This is a genomic window from Enterococcus sp. DIV0546 (assembly GCF_051712785.1).
GTDB lineage: Bacteria > Bacillota > Bacilli > Lactobacillales > Enterococcaceae > Enterococcus > Enterococcus faecalis.
In genome coordinates, this window is sequence record NZ_JBIOPO010000001.1 from 1,738,554 (window position 1) to 1,762,658 (window position 24,105).

Below are 24,105 nucleotides of genomic sequence, written 5' to 3' on the forward strand. Positions count from 1 at the left end.
CTTTAAATGAATATTGGAGGTGAAACTATGGCGAAACTAAATTGGTCCAAAAAATACAAATATGTTTTTTCGTACTCAAACAAAAAAGGAACTTTTTGGGGATATCGCTATCCTTATTACAACTCTCTAAAACACCGAAAAGAAGCTAGCAAACGTGGATTTGAAAGTGAAAGAGCGGCGAATAAAGCATTGCTAAAAATCCAATATGATTTAGAAACACAAAATACTTCCTTCATCGAAAATAAACAACTCACCATAGATGAATGGATCAAAGTCTGGATACCTTACGCCCAAGACAATTGGAGTGTTTCAACAAAACAAAATATTGAATCTGCTATCAAATTTCACATATCACCATTAATTGGAAATCAGAAACTATCTTCTTTAAATAAGATTACCTATAAGCGAGAATTTATTGACAAATTAAGACAAGAAAACAAATATACAGAATCCACGATTCAAACGTGGCATAAAATTGTAATGAGGATGATTAACGCTGCGGTACACAATCAAATCATCCCTAGCAACACGCTAACAGGCTTTAAATTTGATTTAAGTAATAATGTTCGTTCATTCTCTAAAAAGGAATTACAGCGATTTATAGCGGTTTTAGAAAACGAAGATATTCAAACGCAAGTTATATTTTTGACTCTGCTAAAATCTGGAATGAGAAAAGGTGAATTGATGGGGCTGCGTTGGAGTGATATTGATTTAAACGAAAAATATTTCGATATCAATTCTACACGTGGCGATTATGGTGAAAATAAGCCGAAAACAAAAACTAGTATTCGTAAAGTTTATTTTGACAACTCATTACTCACTTTAATAAAAAAATACAAAAATCATGAGAAAGAACGGCTTTTTAGAGAAGGGATAATTTTAAGCGATAAGGACTATTTTATTTTAAGTTCTCGAAATTTACCTATCAAACAATCAAGAATTACGTATATGTTTCGCCTGTTATGTGAAAAAGCAGAAGTTCAAAACATAACCGTACACGGCCTAAGACATACCCATGCAACGTTTTTAATTGAAGCAGGAGCAAACATTAAGTACGTTTCAACTCGGTTAGGACACAAGAATATTAATATAACTTTGGATGTTTATAGCGATGTGCTAAAAGAAGAAGAAAAAGAAACAGCTGATATGATGGATAAACTTATTGAGAACTTGTGATTTGTGGTAAATCTGTGGCAAAAACACTCAAAACCATTGATATATAAACGCTCTACCACTCCCCATCTGAAATTGTAAAATAAGTTGCTGTTTCTTTTCAGTCCAAGTAAAAATATATTCTACTAAACGGCCATTGTTCCCTGACGAATGAAGAAAACTGAGTTTGGTTGGGCCACTCACTGTCATTTTTTCAGGTACAGCTAGCGAAGTCCTTCGAGCTGATTGGTTCAATTTATCAGGAAATGAAAAGCTTTGTTGTTCTTCAAAAAACCAAACTTCTTGTGTTTCCTCTAAAACAATTGCTTGCTGTTGCGCAAAACGAAGTTGTTTTTCTACCGTAGCAAGAAACTGTTCAATTTTTAATGTTTCTTGCCAGCGGTGAATAGCGAGTGTTGGGAGCATAGTCATAAAGCAAACAATCGTTAAACTAGCAAGTGTTTCCATTAATGTGAATCCTGCTGACTTGTTCATTGCTTTTCTGCTGTATATTTATCTAACTGCTCTTTAGTAATGTAGCCTTCGTTGACTAATTCATTTAAAGAAGGCGTCTTATTTTTTTCTAGTGTATAGAGCTCGATTTGTGATTCTACAATTTTTACGATTGCTTCATTGCCTTTTTTATCAACTGTTTCTTTATGTTTCGCTAAGTTAGGAACAAAAAGTAAAATCAATACGGAAATAATCAATAAGACAATCAACATTTCTAATAATGTAAACCCTGCGTATTTTTGTTTCTTTTTCATTATAAAACTCCTTCCATATTGCCATAAATAGGCAGCAACATTGCCCCATAGACACCGATAATTAAACAAGCAATTATGATAAAAATAAATGGTTGAACAAGGGTAATGACTCGTTCAATTTTTTTGAAAAAACCTTGGAAACAGACATTACTATAAACCATCAACTCCTTGCCTAATTTTCCTTTTACTTCCCCTTGTCGAATCATTAAACCCAATGCTTTCGTAAAAAAAGGATAAGCAGCTAATTGTCTATGTAAAGTTTCACCAACTAGCAGTCCTTCACTAATTGCTCCAGCTAATTCTTTCATTAAGGGGTAATTGGTTGTATGGCGCATCAAATCGATGACCTCTTTCATTTCTAATCCTTGTGCAAGCAACTTCCCCCATTCTAGTGCAAAAAAAGCACTGACGTATTCCCGATAGAGGCCACGGATAATTGGCAGTTTTAGATATACGAAGGCCCGCTGAATAGCAGACTGATGCTTCAAATAACGGTTTAAAATGAAGAAACTAAATGAGAGGACAAAAACTAAGGTAACCAGAATGTATGGACTGTAAACAATCAGAAGAATCCCAATATTTTTAGAATAACTATTGGCATCATTTTCCATTAATTGGGGCAATAAAAATTGCCGAATACCAACAATGACGAGAATCAAAAAAACAATCAGGAGCAGCGGATAACTAATTATTTTATAGAACTGTTGCCGATATTTTTCCGTTTGAAAAAAATGTTCGGAAATCGCTTGTAGTGTCCCTAACAAATCCCCGTGTGCAGTAGCAAACGACAATTGTGCCGAGACCATTGTTGAAAACCCTAATTCTTCGACTAAAGCTTGTAAGGCAATGCCTGAGGAAAAGCCTTCAACTAAAAAAGTTATACTGTGCTGAGGTAAGGCGTTTGATTTTTTCATGAAGGAAAAACTTTCTTGTATATTAAAACCATTTGCAAGCAAATCCGCTAATAGTTTCAGAAAAAGCTGCTGTTGTTTTTTCGTTAATTTATTCGATGGCTTGAAAATACGTTTTTTCTGTAATAAACCCATACGCCCACGCCTTTCTTAGATTCTTTTGCCAACTACTCTTTATAACGGCTTCCTTAAAGAAGAAATAATCATAAAGAATTCCCGCTACTTGTTCCTTATTAATCGTGGTTGTCAAAATCTGTTGATAAATGATACCTTGCAAGCATTCAGCCAATTCATGCTCTGGGCCACCTAATTCTATCAAACGCCGTTGCACCCCCAATAAGTTACGGGCGTGAATTGTCGCAAAAATAGTATGACCCGTTAAGGCGGCTCGAATAACTGCTTGAGCCGTCTCGCCATCACGAATTTCACCAATAATCAAAATATCAGGATGATGGCGTAAGCAAACTTTTATCAAGGCTTCGTACGTTAACTGAATTTTTTCATTTGTTTGCAACTGTAAAAACTGCTTTTCCTCAATTTCAACAGGATCCTCAATCGCTATCACTTGTTGTTCGCCACTTCTTTGTTTAGCCACACGATACATGGTTGTTGTTTTCCCAGAACCAACTGGCCCACTGAATAAATAAAGTCCTCGTTTCTGACAAGATGCTTCAATTTCATTCAGCTGGTGGGGAAAGAAAAAATGTTCAGCTTGTTCACCAAATCGGTGCAAAAAACGAATTACCAAGCTCTCTCGATTCTGAAAATCTCCCACAGATGATAAACGCAAGCGTTGCTTCGTCTCGCCAATTAGATAAGTTGTCGCGCCTAATTGTGCTTTTCGTCTTTCTCCGACATCCATGCCGCCTATAAATTTAAAGTGGAAAATTAACTTTTCGCCTATTTCTGCGGAAACTTGTGTGTAAAGTGTCCGTTGCATCCCTGTCCGAAAAGAGATGGCTATTTCGGTATCATTGGGTAAAAAATAAACGTCTTGCGCCCCATGAAGGACGCCCCATTCAATTAATTGATGGGCTAATTTTTTTACATTTTCAGTCATTCATTTCCTCCTCTCACTAATAAACTACGCATTTATTTTATGATTTCAGCAAAAAAAAGAACCTTCACCAATAAGATGAAGGTTCTTTTTTTGAAGTTTGCGCTGTCCATCTATCTTCCCCAAAATAGTGGAACTCCTAGACACTTAATATTATACTAAAAAAATCTTGCGTTTAGTTTTCAAAAATTTCTCTGAATCACAAAATTTTTGAGAAAAACTATCAGAATCAGATCGGATCGTTTACGTTTTTGGCTTCGTTTTTTGTTTATTAACTAAATAAACTGGAATTCCTAAAAGCGTAATCCCTATACCAATCAATGCTAGAATAGGCTGTGTAATACTTGTTGTAACCAAGATGAAGATACCACCTAGACTTGCGATAATTGGAATAATTGGATAGCCAGGAACTTTATACGGTCGTTTTAATTCAGGTTCTCGTTTTCTTAAAATAAAAACGGCTAAGAAAATTAATAGATTAAACAGCCACATAACAAAAACTAACATATCCGTCAATAAATCGAAGGTCCCGAAAAACATCATGATAATGGCTACAGCTAACTGGAAAATTCCAGCAACGTAAGGAACAACAAAGCGTTTAGACAACTTTTGAAACTGACGACTAAAAGGCATCAGATTATCTAAGGCTAAGGCATAAGGAATCCGAATCCCTGTCATTGTGTAGCCGTTTAACGCACCATATACAGAGATTAAAATCCCAATAGTTACGATTTTGCCGCCAATTGGTCCAAAAATAGCCACAGAAGCATCGGAAGCTGCATTCAAATTCCCAGCGATTTGCTCAATTGGTAATGTTTTTAAAAACACAAAATTAATTAAAGCATAAATTAAAGTAATCAATAACAAACCAAAAATAATGGCTTTAGGCAAGTCTCTTTCTGGTCGCTTCATTTCACCAGCCACGTTACCCACACCTAACCAGCCATCATAAGCAAACATGGTGGCGACTAAGGCGCCACTAAAAGCAACTAAAAAGCCAGTATTCGCTGTTGTTTCAACAGGAAAAAGTGAAACAGCTACCTGTCCTGGAGTAAATAATCCTACTAAAGAAATCAAGGCAATTGGAATCAGTTTTACTACCAATGTCGTTGATTGGACCAAAGAAGCAATTTTTGTTCCTAATAAATTAATTATCGTGATACTGGTTCCCGCAAGAATGGCAATTGGAATCAATAAATTTGCCGATAAATGAAACAAATTGATTAGTTGTGTACTAAAAATAATGGATAACGCCGAAATGTTGGCAGGATAATAAATGATACTTTGTGCCCACCCTAAAAGAAAACCAGCTAATTTACCATATGTATATTCAATATACTTCACTGCGCCACCTGTTTCAGGGATTGCTGTAGCAAGTTCGGCGCTGGTTAATCCTGCACAAATGGTTAAGGCACCACCTAACACCCAAGCAAAAATAGCTAAACTAGCTGACTGTGCGTGTCCAACGACACTCGCAGCTTTAAAGAAAACACCAGCGCCAATCACCGTACCCATTACCGTGGATAACGCACCAAACGTTGTTATCTCTCTTTTTAATTGCTTTTTCTCCATAGACTCCCTCATTTCATTTAAACTAAACAAGCGTAACAAAATTTCCACTTTTTTGAAAAGATAACGAAAATAATAGCTGTTTTCATGAAAAATTCTGTAACGATCTCTTTTCAGTATAGCTATTTCTTTTAGAATTTCAAGTTTGAAAACCACAAAAAGAAAATTTGTCATAAAAGTTTTAGAGCATTCATCTTTTGTTTATAAACAAGAATTGAAAAACCGACGATTTTTTATTAAATAAACGAAAAATCGAATCAAAAAGAAACCTTTCTGATCCGATTTTAACTACGTTATTGGTTTTTGACTTTTTCTTTTTTCATTTGTTTACTGCGTAATTGTCCGCAAGCCGCATCAATATCTGTTCCGTGTTCTTTACGAATAACACAATTGATGCCATTCTTTTTGAGTACATCATAAAATTTTAAAACCGCTTCTTTAGAGCTTCTGCTATATTGATCGTGTTCACTCACTGGGTTATACGGAATCAGATTAACATAAGAAAGTTTTTTCTTATTCCGTAGTAAATCTGCTAATTGTTGAGCATGTTCTGGTCGGTCGTTCACTTGACTCAACATAATATATTCAAATGTAACACGTCGGTTGGTTTTTTCAATGTATTCATCAATTGATGCCATTAATTTTTCAATTGGAAAACTACGATTAATCCGCATAATTGATGTACGGACCTCGTTGTTAGGAGCATGTAATGAGATTGCTAAGTTTACTTGTAGTCCACTGTCTGCAAATTCACGAATTTTTGGCACTAAACCACTTGTTGAAACTGTAATATGGCGGGCACCAATGGCCAAACCTTTATCATCATTAATCGTTCGTAAAAAGTTCATGACATTGGCGTAATTATCAAATGGTTCACCAATTCCCATCACAACGACATGGCTAACACGTTCATCCAACCCACGTTCATCGAAATAATGTTGCACCCACATAATTTGGGCAACAATCTCGCCAGCAGTTAAATCTCTTTGTTTTTTTAATAGCCCACTAGCACAAAATGTACACCCAATATTGCAGCCAACTTGAGTGGTCACACAAACAGATAATCCATATTCTTGACGCATCAAGACTGTTTCAATCATATTTTTATCTGGTAATTCAAATAAATATTTCACGGTACCATCTTGCGCTTCTTGCACAATGACTTGTTTTAATGGATTTAATGAAAAATTTTCTTCTAATAAAGTCATCAACGATTTAGAAATGTTCGACATTTCACTAAATGAAGCAACACGTTTTGTGTACAACCATTCCCACACTTGTGTTGCGCGAAATTTCTTCTCGCCATGGGCTAAAAACCAGTCCACAAGCTGTTCTCTCGTCAGTCCATAAATGGATTCTTTCTGCATTTCTTTTCCTCATTTCTGCTATTACATTCGCTTCATAACTATAACGTATTCTCACTTTGAATGCAATATCACGAAGAACCTCAAAAAAAAATCGTTAAGCGTACATGCTTAACGATTTTTTATAATTAATCTTTCACTAAGTGATAAACTTTTTTGAAGTAGAACGTTCTGGCAATTAAATAGTAAACGACCTGAATCAATAAGAAAACGCCTAAAACTTGCCAGCCAGCTAATTGCATTGGCTGATCTAACACGGCATACATTGCTTTCAAAGCAACAGCTCCATGAATAAATGAAACAACAATTGGGGTAAAGAATAAAATACCTACTTGTTGGTAAATCATTTTCTTCAATTCTTTTTTCGTCAAGCCAAGTTTGTAAATCATCTTGAATTTTTCAACGTCCGTATTCATATCACTGTATAAACGGAAGTATAAGAAACTACCCGCCGAAACAAAGAACACGATACCGATAAATAGTCCGACAAAAAGAACTGGCGTATAAAATTGCGTAATACCTGCAACTGTAGCCGCGGTTCCTAGTAACATTGGGTATTTTTCACCAATAATATTTTCAGCATCAATTAAGTTATCTTTATCTGTGCCTTCTTTTGGTTGCCAAATTGTTTCTGTTTCCTCTTTAATTCCATCTGTTGAGGTACTATCTGGGATAACAACCACACCGCCAAAAGTCGGTAATACATTGGTTTCTTCTGTTTTATCAATGTTTAAAACTTGATCATTTCCCAATTGAACAGATTTGACATCTACTGATGCAGCAGAAGGAGCATCTTTTTGTGATAAATTAACTACTTTCTCACCTGTTAAAGTTGGTTCATCTATAAATTTTGCGAGTTTATTATATTCAGATGTTTTGATTAATTGGATACCGGCACTTGTTTTGTACATTGTGTAATCAATCTGATCAAACTGAATATTTTTTTCTTGGAATGTTTTTGTCGCAAATTGTTTCATTTCTTGATTTTCTGGGTTGGTCGAATCAGACAATGTCAGTTCGTACGGTACAGAACTTATTCCTTTAAAAATCATCTCGTTCACGCCGTATAACGTTCCAATGGCAGCAAAAGCAACCGTTGATATCACCGAAACCAAGAAGAACGAACGTGCATTATCTTTCATGCGGAATGCTAAATCTGATAAAACGACCATATTGGTTTTTTTCCAAAAGATTTTTGGTTTCCGTTTTAAACGTTCAATGACAGAAACACTCAATTGGTCAAATAAGAATTTTGTCCCTAAAATAACTAAGAAAATTACTGGGAACATCACCATTAAAACTAACTGTCCCTTAGCAACTAAAGCAATTCCATAACCGACAACTAAAAGCAACACGGCTAAGAAAGATTTAACTTTAGAGCTTTTGATTTCACCTTTACCCATTTCCCCTGCTTTTAATAGCTCTTGAAGTGTCGCTTTTGGCAAGCGGAATTGAATAAAGAAAGAAATTACTAAGAACAAGACCGCAAATGAAATGACAGTAATGATAAACGGCATCACTGGCAAATAAAAACCTAAACCTAGATGCATCAATAAATTGCTAATCCATAAAATAAACTGTGAAAATCCAACACCTAAAATGCTACCAAAAATTGTAGCAAAGAAACCAATCACTAAGTTTTCAATAAAAATCATTTTCTTTAACTGTTTTGGACTCATCCCTTGAATCATCAAGGTTCCAAACTCTTTTTTTCGAGATTGGATAAAGACATCCATCGAGTATAAAACAAATAAGAAAGAGAAACCATAGATTATAATTGCCGCAGCCGTCATTCCCATTTGTGCTTTAGGATTTAAACCATTAGCTAAGGCTGGGTGAAAGACAAAACCAGTGAACGTAAAAAAGATCATCACAGAAAACATTGTACTTAGGAAATAAGCCAAGTATAAATGCTTATTTCGAATCGTGTTTCTTATAACAAACTGATTAAAATTCATTATCGACACCTTCAATCTCAGCCAGTTTCACCATGATTAAATCGTAGAACTCTTTTTGGTTGCCGTTTTGGATAATTTCATCAATTAATTCACCATCTTTAATAAAGACAATGCGCTTGCAATAACTTGCGGCTAGCGGATCATGGGTCACCATTAAAATAGTCGCCGCTTCTTCTTCGTTTAATTGTTGTAACAAGCCCATCACATCCTTAGATGATTTCGTATCTAAGTTTCCTGTTGGTTCATCAGCCAATAATAATTGTGGATGATGAATCATTGCCCGAGCAACGGCGACCCGTTGTGCTTGTCCACCAGAAATTTCTGCAATTCGTTTTTTCAACAGATGATTGATACCTAAACGCTCACTTAATTCTGCTAATTGTCGTTTCATTACAGAGACTTTTTCTCCATCAAGTGTCAATGGTAAAATAATATTTTCTTCAACAGTTAATGTTGGCATTAAATTAAAGCTTTGAAAAACAAATCCTAATTCTGTACGACGGAATTTAGCAATTTGTTCTTGATTCAAATTGTTTGGATTTTTTCCATTTAAAAGTATTTCACCGTCTGTTGGACTATCGATTGTTGCCAATAAATTTAAAAGTGTACTTTTCCCACTTCCAGAAGGTCCCATAATACCAATAAATTCACCATCTTGGACAGTTAAATTAATCCCTTTTAAAGCTTCATATTTAATTTCGTTTCCGTAAACTTTTTTCAAATTTTGTACTTCTAACATATTTTCCACTCCTATTCTTCTCACTCATTTAGTGTATCGAAAACGAAAAAAAACGACAATAGAAAAGAATAACAATGAACTTACATTACTGTAAGTGCACTGTTATTCTTTTAAAAGTTATGCTTCATATTCAATCACATAAGGATGAATCTTCGTATTATAAATAGCTTCTGAATATTCTACGCAACGACCTGTTGGGCTTAACGAACGCCGAATTCTTTTTAAGCCCGTTGTTTCAGTTGTTTGCAACATCTTTTGCTCTGCTTCTGTCAAAGTTGCAACTTCAAAACGGTCTTCAAATTTATAAATTTCAATGGCATGTCGATCCATCAAACGATACAAGGATTCTTCTTTGTATTCAGTCAATGATACGTCTTTCATGGCAGCTGGCAAATAGTAATTAAAATAAATATAGGGTTGTTCATCGATTAGATATAACCGTGAAAGGTGAACCACTTCTTCTCCTAAAAATTGATAAGCCGGCATCTCTTTTGACAACGTCAAGTTTTCAACTTGTAAAACTTTTTTGGTTACTTTCTGACCTGATTCATTCAAAAATTCAGTGAATGTCCCTGCTTTTGATAGTTTATTATAGGGACGATTGCTTAACACAGTTGTGCCTCGGCCACTTTTTTTCTCAACAAATTCTTCTGTTGCTAACATTTCGATTGCCCGCCGAATCGTAATTTTACTAACGTTAAACATCTCTTCCAATTCTGTTTCTGTTGGTAAAAACGTTCCTACTGGATACTTGCCACTCAAAATATCTTCTTTAATCTGATCTGCTACTTCTAAATAAAGCACGCTCTTTCTTCTCATGATACGCTCCCTCCCAACCGCACTATTCCTTTCTATTTTACCAGAAAATGATGATTATAACATGATGCTTTGCTGAAATTATAAAAAAAGAACAAAAATAGATAAATTTATCTATTTTTGTTCTTTTTGTTTATTGTTCTGGTGTTTCAGGTGCTGCCTCTTCTGATTCCGCTTGTAGAAAGACTTTTCTTGGTTTGCTACCTTCTGATGGTCCAATAACTCCGTGTGCTTCCAATTCATCTACTAAGCGAGCCGCACGATTATAGCCAATTCTAAAACGTCTTTGTAGCAATGAAATACTAGCTGTTTGCATTTCAACCACCAAGTTTTTCGCTTCTTCAAACAACTCATCTTGAGGAGCTTCGCCACCGCCTGAAGTGGTCGGTTCATCTGTTGGCATCATGCTTTCTTGATATTCAGCTTCTTGTTGGTCCGTTACAAACGCAACCACTCGTTCGACTTCTTGATCAGAGATAAAGGCCCCTTGGATACGAATTGGTTTATTTTCTCCCATTGGTAAGAAGAGCATATCGCCTCGACCTAATAGTTTCTCCGCCCCGTTGGTATCAATAATGGTACGCGAGTCTGTCCCACTTGAGACCGCAAAAGCCATTCGAGAAGGGACATTTGCTTTGATGATTCCTGTAATAACATCCACACTTGGCCGTTGTGTCGCTAAAATCATATGAATACCCGCTGCCCGTGCCATTTGGGCTAAGCGGATAATCGCATCTTCTACTTCGTTACTTGCCACCATCATTAAATCAGCTAACTCATCAACAATGACAACAATAAATGGCAGAATCGGACGATTTTCGCCATCTTCCGCATTTTTCTGTTGAATTAGTTGATTGTAACCAGTAATATTTCGGACGCCTGTTGCTGCGAATTTTTCATAACGAAATTCCATTTCTTGAACTACTTTTTGTAGGGCTTGTGCCGCTTTTCTCGGATTAGTAACCACTGGCGTTAATAAATGAGGAATCCCGTTATACACATTCAATTCCACCATTTTCGGGTCAATCATCATTAATTTTACTTCATGGGGTTTCGCTTGCATCAAAATACCTGTGATGATGCCATTGATAGCAACCGATTTCCCACTCCCTGTCGATCCCGCAATTAATAAATGCGGCATTTTTGATAGATCCGCAGTTTGAACCATCCCTGAAATATCTCGACCTAAAGGTACTTCTAATAGTTTATCTGGATGACTTGGTTGTGCCTCAACAATATCTCTAAAGGATACTGTACTAATTGCACTATTAGGAACTTCAATCCCGATTAGTGATTTCCCAGGAATCGGGGCCTCCATACGAACATCTTTGGCCGCAAGCGCTAAAGCAATGTCATCCGTCAAGTTAACAATTTTGCTAACTTTTACCCCAACAGCGGGTTGAACTTCAAATTTTGTGACAGATGGTCCTAAACTAGCTTTGACCACTTTAGCATCAACGCCAAAACTCTTGAAAGTTTGTTCTAAGACGCCAATATTTTTTTCGATTTTTTCATATTCACCACTTTGATCCGTTGCTTGAATTGTATCTAACAAATCAGTTGGTGGTAGTTGATAATCACGATCTTCCGCTTCTTCAGAAATTTCAAATTCGAGAACACCAGCTTCATCTGCCGCCTCTTCTTCCTGCTCTCGTTGCGGTTTTGTTGCTGCAATTGGTGGTACAGGCATCGCCTGATTTTGCTGTTGAAACGAATCAATTTGAACAGGCGTTGGTGCAGCCGGTTCTTCCACCATTGGTTGGTGGGTTTCAACTGGTGTTTTTGTTAAGCGCTCGGCTGCCGCTTGTTCCATACGTTCCCGCTCTTGTAATTTTTGTTGGGCAGCGGCTTCAATTTTTGCTTGGCGTTCTGCAGCTTTGGCTTCTTTCTTCGCTGCTCGCTTCGCCTCTTTTTCTTCTTGTCGCGCCTGTGATTTTGCCGAAACATGACTTAGGCGATCTTGAATACTTTGGAAATGATCAACAATTTGCTGAAAATCCCACATACTCATCAAGAAAATACCCGCTAACAGTAGCAATGTAGCAATTAAATAGCTGCCAAATTGTGCCACCAAAAAGTACGTTCCTTGATAAAGCAGCGCGCCAATCATACCGCCCCCTACGTTTTGCGTCACTTGGTTGGCTTTTAAATCACTTTGCAAAAACTCCCAAGTGTTACCTAAAATATCTGGTTGACTGCCACTAACATTTCGAAACATAAAGGCATGGAAAAATAACAAAACACTAATATAAATCAGAACAGCCCCAAAAATAGGGCGCCCTCTTTTTAACGGAAAATCTTTCCCATAAATCATGACTAATAAGCCATACAGGATTAGTAAAATCGCTGCAAATGGAAAGGTATTACCTACAACTAAGCGTAAACAATTCGCTAATAACGTGCCTAAAAACCCTAAGCGAAAGAGTCCAAAGACACCGAATAAAATAAAAATCAGGCCAAGAAACATATAATTTAAACGTTCTTGTTGTTGCTGTTGTTTTTTAGTCTTTTTCTTTGTCGTACTTTTTTTCTTATTTGTTGCTCTTTTTTGTGCCATTTAACTTCCCTCTTTCCATCACTTCTCATTATACATAAAAATGGAATCGAACAAAAGTGCCCACCTCATTTTACTTGAAAAATCATGGAAATTTTTTAAAAACTTTCATTTAAGAAAAATGAGCGTGGGACAAAAATCACTTTGGATTTTTGCTCCACGCTCAAAAACTGATAAACGGCGGGAACAGAACCAACTCCTTCGGAAATAAGCCGAAATTCTCCAAAAATTAAAGAGCAATTTTCGGAAATTTCTTCTTATTTCTCGGAGCTAAACGGTTCTGTCCCGACCTCATTATTTCTTATTTTGCTGATTCTTAATGGTATAAGTCGAAACGACCTTTAGCCATCATTTCTTTGGTACCACCTGTTTCAAAGAGCGCTTTGTTCATGATAATTTTTTTCATGAATGAAGCTGGGTATCCTTTAATGTCTGTTTTACCAACAATTCCTAAAGCACGTGTATTTCCGACAGAACAAACAGAACCTTGTGATTTAAAGCTGAAAGGTTTAGTTGCTTCCCCTTTCAATTGTGCTTGAATATTTTTAGCAGCATGAGCGCCCATCTTCAAGGCGATTTGTGCTGTTGTTGGGTAAGGTCGATTGGTTTCTGTATCCATAACTGCTGAGCAATCACCAATAATATAGACGTTGCTATGGTTCGCATCTGTTAAATCTGGTTGAACCATGACACGACCACGACGAGCTTCAAAGCCAGAATCGCCTACAACGTGGCTTCCACTAACACCCGTTGTCCAAATAATTGTTTTGGCAGAAAGTTCTGCCAAGTCGCCTGCTTCGTTATCTTGATAAACAACTGCGCCTGGTTTGATTTCTTTAATCGGTTTACCTAATAATAAATGAATAGCTGAATCTTTTAATAATTGCACACCATAGTTCGCAAGTTTTTCGTTAAACATCGGCAATAGGCGAGTAACTGCTTCGACACAATAAATTTGGATTTGATCTGCTGAGACACCTGCGATTTCAGCAAATTTTGGTTTGTTTTCAACAAGAGAACCTAATAATTCAATCCCTGTAAAGCCTGCTCCGCAGACAACAATTTTTAAGAATTCTTCGTTTTGAGTTGCTTTGTATTGACGCATTTGTTCTTGGATATGTTCATACACGTTTAAAGCCGTTTTCACATCTACCATTTGTAGAGCATGTTCTTGCACACCAGGGATACCAAATGATTCTGATTCAAACCCAAGAGAAACAACTAAGTAATCATAATTGATTGTTTGGCCATCTTCTAAAGCAACTGTTTGTGTTGCAGCATCAATTGTTTTAACTGTTCCTTGGATAAAGGTTGTCATTTTTTCATCGACAACATCCATAATATTGTATGTGATTTTTTCAGCTGGTTGTGTTCCAGCAGCAACTTCATGCAAATCCGTTGCTTCGTAGTGATAGTTGTTACGATCCACTAAAGTAATTTCGACGTCTTTGGCGCCTTTTTGTAATTCGCGTAATGTTTTTAAGCCTGCGTAACCAGCACCTAAAATAACAACATGTTTCTTATTCATTTTGATTCCCTTCCACTCTATAAAAAATTTACAGCCACCACAAACCTATGGCAAAAAATAGCACTTGTGCAGTTGCTCCCACAGCTAAGATCTTCACAGCACAAACAAATGTTTTACTCTTCACTTGTTCCTTCAATAAGGCTTGGGTTTGTTTCCGTACAAAAGGTAAAGTTAAAAGCATGAGTAACATTGTTGGCGGGGTTAATCCTAAACCGACAGCTAACAAAATGGCTAACATTGCTATTGTATTTAATCCGACGAATAATTTCAAAGAACTTGCTTTGCCAAGGTAATGAACTAATGTATATCTCTTGTTATTTTCATCTTCCTCTAAGTCACAGATATTATTTGCTAACATTAAGTTAGCAATGTAACAAGTGTTAGGTAAGGCGACTAAGAAAATCCCCCATAAATTAGCTGCTGACCAATTGAAAACTTCAAACGTATTAATGTAGACACAAATAAGGGTAATCATGAACCCCATTGTAAATCCTGAGAAAACTTCCCCTAATGGTAGACTGGACAAAGGTTTCGGTCCCGATGAATAAAAAATACCAATTAAGTAACAATAAAGACCCATAATTAATAGCGGCCAGCCGACAATGAATGACAACCCAATCCCCATCAAAGCAGAAACGAGAATCATCCAAAAAATCATTTTGCGTATTAATGGCAAAGATAAATTTTCTCGACCGATAATATTCGTTTTTTCCTTATAATCATGAACTTCTGTGGCATGATGGTAATCATTATAATTATCTAAAATATCGACCGCCATATTAAAAATAAACATCGCAATGAAAAAAATTAAAACATAACCAACATGGAGCCGCCCATATTGGTACCAACTAAAACAAATTCCTAACAAAAATGGCAAAACACTAGCTGTTTTTGCTTTTAATTCTACTAATTCAAAAAATATTTCTCGATTCAAACTATCCCTCCGCTACTTTTTTACAAACTTTGTTACTTTTAAAACTTAATTACTGTATTTCTGTCGCCAATTCGTATACAATCAAATAGTATTGAACCACTGAAAGGATCGTAGTATATTTATGAACACATTTTGGAAGTCGTTTCCTGACGTTGAACGTTCTTTAACGGAAACATGTGAATTAATTGAACAAACGTTGCATACACGCAACGAAGACATTGAAGAAGCCTTAGTAACTTTGGCTCGTTCTGGCGGCAAATTATTACGCCCCGCTTTTTTCTTTCTTTTTGCTCAACTGGGTGATGAAGAAAAACAAGAGAAACAACAACTATTAAAAATAGCTGCATCTTTGGAAATCCTACATATGGCTACGTTGATTCACGATGACATTATTGACGATTCTCCATTGCGCCGAGGCGCTGTGACTATTCAATCACAATATGGTAAAGACGTGGCTGTTTACACAGGTGATTTACTATTCACTGAATTCTTTACTTTGATTGCAGATGCCATGAATGGCTCTGAATTTATGAAAATCAATGCACAAGGAATGAAACGGTTATTACTTGGTGAACTCGATCAAATGAGTCATCGATTTGACCGCCGCATGTCGATTCCTGCTTATTTAAGAAGTGTCAACGGCAAAACAGCCGAACTTTTTTCACTAAGCTGTCTTGAAGGGGCCTATTTCGGTCATAGTTCAAAAGAAGTCCAACGTTTAGCTAAACGAATTGGCCGTCATATTGGCATTGCTTTTCAAGTCTATGATGATATTTTAGATTATACTGCCGACACGGAAACCTTGAAAAAGCCCGCTTTAGAAGACTTGTCACAAGGTGTTTATACGTTACCTCTTCTCTTCGCTTATCAAGCAGCACCTGACGTATTCAGCCCTTATTTGGATAAAGGACGTGCCATTACCTTAGAAGAGGCAGCTGAAGTTGCGGCGCTAGTCAATGACTATCATGGCGTTACAGAAGCACAAGCTTTTGCTAAAAAAGTAACCAACAAAGCAATCACTGATATTCAACAATTGCCTGATGGCACAGCAAAAGAAACCTTACTTTCCTTAACTGAGCTCTTATTACATCGTTCATTTTAAACGTTTTATAGAAGAATTGCCATTAATTGAAATAGAAAAACGACTGATTGTTTGCTTTAATCAACAACCAGTCGTTTTTTTATTCCTCGAAAGAACTAATGCCACGATCAATTCGGTAAAGTTTCTGATAATGCGCATTGGTTGCAAGTAATTCTTCTGGCGTACCACTCATCTCTAATTGGCCATCTTCAATAAAGATCACTTGATCCATCAAAGTTACGCCTTGCAAATGGTGGGTAATCCAGATGACGGTTTTATCTTTTAATGCCTCAAAAAAGGTTTCCAGCAATTGCTGTTCTGTAATTGGATCTAAACCAGTAGTTGGTTCGTCTAATAACACAATCGGTGTATCTTGCAAAAGAATCCGCGCTAGTGCCAAGCGATGTCGTTCGCCACCAGAAAAACGCAAACCTGCTTCATCCACCATTGTTTGTAAACCTTCTGGTAATTGGGTAACCATTTCTTTTAAGCCAACTTTTTCTAAAACTGCCCAAACTTCTGCTTCGCTTGCTTCTTCTCTACCAATCCGAATATTATTTAAAATGGTTGTTCGAAATAGGTACGGTGCTTGGTGCATAACCCCAATATATTCAGTCATCGTCTCACCAAATGCCTCAGTTGGGATATTTCCTAAAAGGATTTCTCCCGAAGTAGGCCGTAAATCACCACGAATGAGCGAAGCCAACGTACTCTTTCCGGAACCACTGCGCCCTAAAATCGCTAATTTTTGTTTTTCAGGAATTGTTAACGATAAGTCATTTAATACCTTTTTCTCTTGATTTTCATATGCAAAAGACAAATGTTCTATCGATAAACTGGTGCCATTTGGCTGAACAGGCGCTTCTGTTGAGTCATCTTCCCCTTCAGGAAGCTCATTAAAACGACGAATGGAATCCTTATAAATCGTTGTTTCCTGTGCTGCAGCAGGTAGCGGAGCAAAAGCATCAATTAACGGAAAAACGGTTAAAACAAAGGCACCAATCCAATTGGCTGCGCCCCCATGATTACCTGGAAACCGCACACTAGTCCAAGCTAAGACAGCAATCGCAATCACGCCAAACAGAAGTTGTAAAACAAAGTCTCGGCCACGGTTAAATTGCTTCATTTTTTCATCTAATGCACGAACATTCGCTTCATCTGTTTCATAACGAGCAACGAATTCAGAGCCACGTTGACTAAATACCCAATCAGACACACCTAGAATATTGTCGGTTAGTGTTTGATATAACTCATTTTTGGCATATTTATGTTTTTCTTGACGCGCACCATTCACTAGAACTGAAACAAGTGGTAATAGAAAAACAACCACTCCTAACATCAGTAACATGCATAAAGCAAACCACCAAGAAAAGAAACCTAATGCAATCACTAAAAAGATATACAAAATCCAAGCAATAACGGTTGGGAAAATCGTTCGTAAATACAAGTTTTGGATATGATTAATATCCTCCGAAAGCAAACCTAAGATATCCCCAGTGCGATATTTTGTCTTAAAGAAAATCGCATCTTTTTCTAGCACATTATAAAGTTTCAAGCGCAGGTCAGAGGTCATTTTTAACACCCAGTTATGACTCGTTAGACGTTCCACATAACGAAAAACAGGACGGCCAATCCCAAATGCTCTTGTTAAAACAATGGGAATATAAATTAATAAAATATTCTCTGGTAAGGAAGCCGCACGACTGATTAAGTAACCAGACGTAAACATTAATGCCCCTGCACTAAAGAACGTCAAGAAGCCTAAAAGTAAGGCAAAATACAAGGTTTTTTTATAGCGTTTTAAGAAAGGACGAACCCATTGATCGTTTTTCCAAACGTCTTTCGTTGTCGGCTGTTTTTCCATCATTGGCGTCCTCCTCTCATTTGCTTCATTAATTGAACATAGTAGCCATCTTTTTCAATCAACTCTGCTAGCGTTCCTTGTTCCACTAATTGACCTTTTTCCATCACTAAAATGTAATCCATTTCTTCCATCCAATGAAGACGATGTGTCGCAAAGAAGACGAGATGATTGTTCATTAATGGCAACATGCGCTCTTTCATTTCAACTTCTGTTTCAATATCCAAATGCGCTGTCGGCTCATCAAACAGCAAGACGTGGCGTTTTTGATCAACAAAGGCGCGGGCCAACGCTACTCGTTGCGCTTGTCCCCCACTTAACATTCGACCACTTTCCCCAATTAAGGTATGAATTCCTTCGGGAAGGTCTTTAACTAGCTCGTCTAAGCCAACTAACTGAATCGCTTGCTGAATTGCCTCATCTGTCGCTTCAGGTGTATAAAAGCGAATATTGTTTGCCAAAGTATCTTGGAAAATATATGGTGCTTGCGGAATATAAAGGATTTGTTTTTGCCAGTCTTTTTGTAAAAAATGTGGAATCGTTTGGCCATTTATCGCCAATTGACTCGTTTCTTCTGTTGGCAATAAAAAGCCACTTAATAAATTAATTAACGTTGACTTACCAGAACCACTCGCCCCAATAATTCCAATCTTTTTGCGACCATCAACAGAGAATTGCAACGATTGAATTGCTTCTTGCGTTGCATCTTCATAGGAAAAATTTAACGCTGTGACTGACAACTGACTTTCTTGATGCCAATCATCTAACGTGAGCACATCGGTCTGTTCTGCTTCTGGCAATGCTAATACCGCTTGGATCGCTTGAAAAGAGTTTTTTCCATCTAAGGTTGCATGATAATCACTTGAAAAATCACGAATCGGTAAAAAGAACTCAGGTGCTAAAATTAAAGTAACCAAGGCAGGAAATAATAAAATCGTGCCGTTTAATAAACTTAATCCAAGGAAAACTGCCACAACAGCTACCGATAATGTCGTAAAAAAGTCTAACGCAAAGGTTGATAAAATAGCAATTTTCAATGTACTCATGGTCGCTTTTCTGAATCGTTCACTTGTATGATAAATACTCCCAGCATATTTTTTGCTCAACCCAAACAGTTTCAGCGTGTCAATTCCTCGCAAGGAATCAATAAAATGATTGGAAAGCATTTGAAACGCCGCATATTGCTTGTCCGCTTTACTTTGTGCTGCATAACCTAACACAATCATAAAAATAATAATAATCGGAAAAACAATCAGCAATGTTACGCCTGAACGAATATCTTGTGTAAAAACAAAGGCCAAAATAATCCAAGGAATAATCATCATATTCATCATTTTTGTCAAAATCAATTGTAAATAATTTTCGGTTTGACTGATGCCTTCTAAAGCCATGGTAACCATATTTCCAGTTCCATTTTTTTGAACAACATTTGGCCCCAAACGGAAAATTTTAGTTAATAATTGTTCGCGTAATTCTTTCGAGCGTTCATAACTAAATGTATCGAGCATTCTCTCACGAAAATACGTAATAACATGTCGACCAAGATAAAAAATAAAAAAGAGTAAAATACTCTGTAGTTGTTGGTTAAGATGCCCGCCACTCCAAAGGCCGACAATGGCTTTTGAAAGAAAAAAAGCTTGCCCAATTATAAAGACTGCTTGCAGGAAAGAAAAACCTGCAAGCAAGACAAGAATTTTTTTGATTTTAGGCATCTGTAAGATGTCTTTATCAATCATAGATTTAATACCCCTCTGGTACGGCTGTCTGTGAAATACGTTTTCTGAAAATATAATAGGACCAAGCAGTATAAGCTAACACGAATGGTAAAATGCTTAAAGAAATCCACGTCATAATTTTTAGTGTATATGGTGTGCTTGTTGCATCTTTAATCAACAAATCAAAACCTTCACTACCAATCATAACACGTGGGAACAAGCCACTGAACAAGAGAGCAACTAGTACAACTAATGTTAAACCACTCGCTAGAAAAGCTAACATCTCTTTGCGTTTAAACACCCCAACATTAGCAATGACCGTTAAGACCACAATTGCTAACGTTAAAATTAAAGTGACCGCAAAGTTCTTTTCATAAAAGTCCGTTTTGAAGTACATCAACACTGCAAAAACAACTAAACCGACATATAAAACGCCGTATAAGATTTCTGCATAATTTCGAGCACGTTCGCGAATTGGGCCTTCTGTTTTTAAAGCAATATAGTTCATGCCGTGTAAGTAGCAAAGTAATGTTAAGGCTACTCCACCAACAATTGAAAACAGATTAAAATAATCCGTAAATTGCGCATGCATATTGCCGTTTGCATCTAAAGGCATTCCTTGGACTAAGCTGATAAACAAAATACCAAAGAAGAACGGTACAAGGAAACTACCAATTGATAGCGTCCAGTTCCACATCCGACGACGTTTACCTTCCGGCATGTTATGGCGGAATTCAAAGGAAACTCCGCGAATAATTAAGCCAAATAAAATCGTAAATAGAATTAAATAGTAGCCACTAAATAATGAAGCATACCAATATGGGAAAGAGGCAAACATTGCGCCGCCCGCTGTTAATAGCCAAACTTCGTTTCCGTCCCAGACAGGTCCAATTGTTGCAACGACTTGATCTTTTTCGTCGTCATTGTGTGCCAACGTTTGAACGGCCATTCCAACACCAAAGTCAAATCCTTCTAAGAAGAAGAAACCTGAGAACAAGACGCCGATAAGGACAAACCATAATAATTGTAGTGTACTCATTCGCCAAATACCCCCTTATCAAATGGATCCAACGCTGGTTCATTTTCTTTCGCTAATTTTTTCGCTTCATAGTCTGGTCCTTTACGTAATTCTAAAATGACCAAGTAAACCATGACACTACCTAAACCAGCAAATAATAAGAAATAAATGACATTTGACGTAATTAATGAAGCAACCGATACATTTGGTGAAACACTTTGTTCAATCGTAAATAATCCATAGACAGTCCACGGATAACGACCTAATTCAGTGACTAACCAACCTGTTGTATTCGCAAGGAATGGTGCGAACGTACATAAAGCAACAATCCACAGCATCCATTTCTTCTCGTACAGAGATGGTTTTTTCTTCCTTGTAAAGAATAGTCCTAAGGCAGCAACCAATAACATTAAGGCACCAAAACCAGCCATGATACGGAAGCTCCAGAATAAAGTGTTAACTGGTGGATAATAATTTTTATCATCCCCATATTTTTCTACCAAGCGCTTGTTGACTGTATCCATCCCATCAACCGAACCTGATAATTTGTTATACGATAAAATACTTAGCATATATGGAATATCGATACCAAAAACTAGTTTATGTTCTCGTTCATCTGCCCAAGCAATCAATGTCCAAGCAGCAGGATCATCAGAGTCTTCATAGGCCCCCTCCATCGCCGCAAATTTCATTGGTTGTCCTTCAATTAGAGCTTTCATTTGCAAGTCGCCAGCTAATAAAACGCCGATTGAACCGAACAAAGTAACCCATAAGCCAATGCGCATAGATGCTTTGTGGAATGAAATATCCCGTTTTTTCAACAATTGGAAAGCAGCCATACCAGCTACTGCCATGCCGCCCAATGTAAAGGCGCCCATGATAACGTGTGAAAATTCATACCAAACTTTTGGATTGCTGATGACAGCTACAAAGTCCACCATTTCAGCACGGCCATTATTGATGACATAACCTACTGGATGTTGCATAAAACTATTGGCAACTAAAATCCAGAAAGCAGACATCATTGAACCGAATACGACTAACCAGATAAACGTTACGTGAACTTTTGGATTCATTTTATCCCAAGTAAAGATCCATAAACCTAAGAATGTTGACTCTAAGAAGAAAGCTAAGAGCGCTTCTACCGCCAACGGTGCCCCAAAAATATCTCCGACGAATCGAGAATAATCAGACCAGTTCATTCCAAACTGAAATTCTTGAATAATCCCGGTTACAACCCCAACAGCGAAGCTTAATAGGAATATATTTCCCCAAAACTTGGCCATTTTACGATAACGTTCCTCTTTTTTCACAACGTACATTGTTTCCATAATTGCTACAACAAGTGCTAATCCTATTGAAAACGGTACGAAGAAAAAGTGGAAAACTGTTGTCATCGCAAATTGGATTCTCGCCAATGTTACAATATCAAACATATTATTTCCTCCCTGATTTGCCTCCACACAAAGAAACAAGCTTACCTGAATTGTTCATTTCCATTAGCGATGACTCCTTTTATCTACGAAACTAAAAGAAAATTCAAGTGAACTTTTCCAAAAAGTGTGAAAATGCATGTAATATAGAATAATTCCAATCTAAGTATACAACTTTCTGAGGCAGAAACCAAACAATACAGAAGCATTTCTCACAATTTTTTTAGGTGCTCCCAAGATTTCTTCCCTTTCTTCTATCAATAAAAAAAGCCCTTCCTAAAAAAAGGAAGAACTAATCTCAATCTATCAACATTTTGACTTATCACTTGATTAGTTTTCGAAAATTGAAGCAGCTCGTCTTTGATGATAAAAATTCTAATCTTGTGATGAAAATTACGGATTGCTTGTGGTGATAGTTTGTTTTTTAACAACATGGCTATAAAACTCATCATAGTATCGTAAAACTCTTTCTGGTGTTTTGGTACCATTCTAAACAACATGACTCTAAAACAGAATTAGAATATTTAATCGAAGAATAAAAGTTTTGGTACCATTCTAAACAACATGACTCTAAAACCTCGGAGAATTATTTTTTTCTCCATGATTCCGTATTCGCATCACTTATCCATAGCTAGATTTCAGTTTAGAAGGTCTGAATTTTTTCTTCACGTTTATTATACCAAACTTTCTCCTTCTTGGCGGAAAAACCCACCATTATTCAATGGTGGGTTTTCTTTATTTAGTAGCTGTAACAGCGAGCCAGATTTCACTATACTTAGCTTCTGCTGGTCCTTGATATTGCATAAACGAAATTTCTGGTGCTGCAACGACTTGGTAACCAGATGAAGGCAACCATTCAGAGAATATCCTTGCCCAGGTTTCTTGTAAAGTTTGTGGGAAAGGACCTTCATTTGGAAAAACCGCCCATGTATGAGCAGGTACGCTTAGTTGCTCCAAATCTTCATAGGTATTTTCTTGCGAAGTGGCAAAGCCAATCATGTGTGTCATTTCTCCACCTTCTGTTGTTCGTCCCTCTTGAAAGTCAAAAGAAGCATTTACTACTTGATGAGGATATACATCATCAAATGTATGCATTTCCGCTCGTTGTTGTGGTGTAATGCGCTGTGCTAATTCCATGATTGCTTGATTTTCCCCTTGATACTGCAAGGGAACCTTCTGACTAACTCCGACTATTTGAAACGCTGGTTTTTCAATCAATTTAACATCCATTGATTGTCCTCCTTTAATATCAATATAGAAAGAGAATTTAGGGAACGTTTTTTGGATTTGTGTTTTCATTACTTCAGAAGGGGCTTGTCCTGACCAATCGCGAAAGGCTCTTGAGAATCCTTCAATACTTTGATAACCATATTTAAAAGCTACATCTGTCACTTTTTCACCAGCAAGTAATGCTAAATTTGCTTCCGCCAAACGTCTCTTTTTAATATACTCAGCCAGACTCATCCCCGCAACAAACGAAAAAGTTCGTTTAAAATGGTAAACAGAAATCCCTGTCTTTTTTGCCAATTCATCGAAGGATACTTCTTCCGTTAAATGTTCTTCAATATAATCCATTGCTTGATTTAAATTTGCGAGCATCCGTGTCCCTCTCTTTCTATTTGAAAGTTTACTAAAGACCAACATGGAT

Annotated in this window: 19 protein-coding genes; 2 read left to right on the top strand and 17 right to left on the bottom strand. The window is 36.9% G+C overall.

The window, feature by feature from the left end:
• Nucleotides 1–27: 27 nt before the first annotated feature.
• The gene (locus tag IGJ24_RS08590) at nucleotides 28–1,176 is read left to right on the top strand and encodes a tyrosine-type recombinase/integrase (protein ID WP_002389015.1); all 1,149 of its coding nucleotides are present in this window, start codon (nucleotides 28–30) and stop codon (nucleotides 1,174–1,176) included.
• Between the two features lie 27 nt (nucleotides 1,177–1,203).
• Here the strand turns inward: IGJ24_RS08590 and comGD are convergent, their stop codons facing one another.
• The 12 genes from comGD to IGJ24_RS08650 form a co-directional block, all read right to left on the bottom strand.
• Complete coding sequence (comGD, locus tag IGJ24_RS08595; RefSeq protein ID WP_438775391.1) at nucleotides 1,204–1,647, bottom strand: competence type IV pilus minor pilin ComGD; 444 nt, start codon at nucleotides 1,645–1,647, stop codon at nucleotides 1,204–1,206.
• On the bottom strand, nucleotides 1,644–1,919 hold the full coding sequence (gene comGC, locus IGJ24_RS08600; protein ID WP_002356991.1) for a competence type IV pilus major pilin ComGC: 276 nt from the start codon (nucleotides 1,917–1,919) through the stop codon (nucleotides 1,644–1,646). The genes comGD and comGC overlap by 4 nt, the downstream gene beginning before the upstream one ends.
• Complete coding sequence (comGB, locus tag IGJ24_RS08605) at nucleotides 1,919–2,965, bottom strand: competence type IV pilus assembly protein ComGB (RefSeq protein ID WP_289865398.1); 1,047 nt, start codon at nucleotides 2,963–2,965, stop codon at nucleotides 1,919–1,921. The genes comGC and comGB overlap by 1 nt, the downstream gene beginning before the upstream one ends.
• Nucleotides 2,922–3,890 carry a competence type IV pilus ATPase ComGA gene (gene comGA, locus IGJ24_RS08610; RefSeq protein WP_002364362.1) on the bottom strand — a complete coding sequence of 323 codons (969 nt, stop codon included), beginning with the start codon at nucleotides 3,888–3,890 and terminating at the stop codon, nucleotides 2,922–2,924. The genes comGB and comGA overlap by 44 nt, the downstream gene beginning before the upstream one ends.
• Before the next feature lie 240 nt (nucleotides 3,891–4,130).
• On the bottom strand, nucleotides 4,131–5,459 hold the full coding sequence (locus tag IGJ24_RS08615) for an APC family permease (protein WP_002362058.1): 1,329 nt from the start codon (nucleotides 5,457–5,459) through the stop codon (nucleotides 4,131–4,133).
• 290 nt (nucleotides 5,460–5,749) lie between these two features.
• Nucleotides 5,750–6,823, bottom strand: a complete 1,074-nt coding sequence (gene rlmN / locus IGJ24_RS08620) for a 23S rRNA (adenine(2503)-C(2))-methyltransferase RlmN (protein WP_033594523.1) — start codon at nucleotides 6,821–6,823, stop codon at nucleotides 5,750–5,752.
• 125 nt (nucleotides 6,824–6,948) lie between these two features.
• Complete coding sequence (locus tag IGJ24_RS08625) at nucleotides 6,949–8,778, bottom strand: ABC transporter permease (RefSeq protein WP_289865397.1); 1,830 nt, start codon at nucleotides 8,776–8,778, stop codon at nucleotides 6,949–6,951.
• Nucleotides 8,768–9,517 carry an ABC transporter ATP-binding protein gene (locus tag IGJ24_RS08630; RefSeq protein ID WP_002384339.1) on the bottom strand — a complete coding sequence of 250 codons (750 nt, stop codon included), beginning with the start codon at nucleotides 9,515–9,517 and terminating at the stop codon, nucleotides 8,768–8,770. Before IGJ24_RS08630 ends, IGJ24_RS08625 begins: the two co-directional genes overlap by 11 nt.
• A 117-nt stretch (nucleotides 9,518–9,634) precedes the next feature.
• Entirely contained in the window at nucleotides 9,635–10,336 is a 702-nt protein-coding gene (locus tag IGJ24_RS08635) for a GntR family transcriptional regulator (RefSeq protein ID WP_002356983.1), read from the bottom strand.
• A gap of 130 nt (nucleotides 10,337–10,466) precedes the next feature.
• Nucleotides 10,467–12,890, bottom strand: coding sequence for a DNA translocase FtsK (locus IGJ24_RS08640; RefSeq protein ID WP_002369164.1), 2,424 nt, complete (start codon nucleotides 12,888–12,890; stop codon nucleotides 10,467–10,469).
• 313 nt (nucleotides 12,891–13,203) lie between these two features.
• Complete coding sequence (locus IGJ24_RS08645) at nucleotides 13,204–14,415, bottom strand: NAD(P)/FAD-dependent oxidoreductase (RefSeq protein ID WP_002360017.1); 1,212 nt, start codon at nucleotides 14,413–14,415, stop codon at nucleotides 13,204–13,206.
• A gap of 28 nt (nucleotides 14,416–14,443) precedes the next feature.
• A complete protein-coding gene (locus IGJ24_RS08650) occupies nucleotides 14,444–15,349 on the bottom strand; it encodes a prenyltransferase (protein WP_002360016.1) in 906 nt (301 codons plus the stop codon).
• Nucleotides 15,350–15,470: 121 nt separating this feature from the next.
• Between IGJ24_RS08650 and IGJ24_RS08655 the strand changes: the two genes are divergently transcribed.
• On the top strand, nucleotides 15,471–16,451 hold the full coding sequence (locus IGJ24_RS08655) for a polyprenyl synthetase family protein (protein ID WP_002360015.1): 981 nt from the start codon (nucleotides 15,471–15,473) through the stop codon (nucleotides 16,449–16,451).
• A gap of 79 nt (nucleotides 16,452–16,530) precedes the next feature.
• Here the strand turns inward: IGJ24_RS08655 and cydC are convergent, their stop codons facing one another.
• The 5 genes from cydC to IGJ24_RS08680 form a co-directional block, all read right to left on the bottom strand.
• Nucleotides 16,531–18,297, bottom strand: a complete 1,767-nt coding sequence (gene cydC / locus IGJ24_RS08660; RefSeq protein ID WP_016627602.1) for a thiol reductant ABC exporter subunit CydC — start codon at nucleotides 18,295–18,297, stop codon at nucleotides 16,531–16,533.
• Nucleotides 18,294–20,027 (bottom strand): thiol reductant ABC exporter subunit CydD, encoded by a 1,734-nt coding sequence (gene cydD / locus IGJ24_RS08665; protein ID WP_002364369.1) that lies wholly within the window; start codon nucleotides 20,025–20,027, stop codon nucleotides 18,294–18,296. The genes cydC and cydD overlap by 4 nt, the downstream gene beginning before the upstream one ends.
• 4 nt (nucleotides 20,028–20,031) lie before the next feature.
• Complete coding sequence (gene cydB, locus IGJ24_RS08670) at nucleotides 20,032–21,045, bottom strand: cytochrome d ubiquinol oxidase subunit II (RefSeq protein ID WP_002356976.1); 1,014 nt, start codon at nucleotides 21,043–21,045, stop codon at nucleotides 20,032–20,034.
• Entirely contained in the window at nucleotides 21,042–22,460 is a 1,419-nt protein-coding gene (locus IGJ24_RS08675) for a cytochrome ubiquinol oxidase subunit I (protein ID WP_438775392.1), read from the bottom strand. Before IGJ24_RS08675 ends, cydB begins: the two co-directional genes overlap by 4 nt.
• A gap of 732 nt (nucleotides 22,461–23,192) precedes the next feature.
• On the bottom strand, nucleotides 23,193–24,056 hold the full coding sequence (locus tag IGJ24_RS08680) for an AraC family transcriptional regulator (protein WP_202564886.1): 864 nt from the start codon (nucleotides 24,054–24,056) through the stop codon (nucleotides 23,193–23,195).
• Nucleotides 24,057–24,105: the final 49 nt, after the last annotated feature.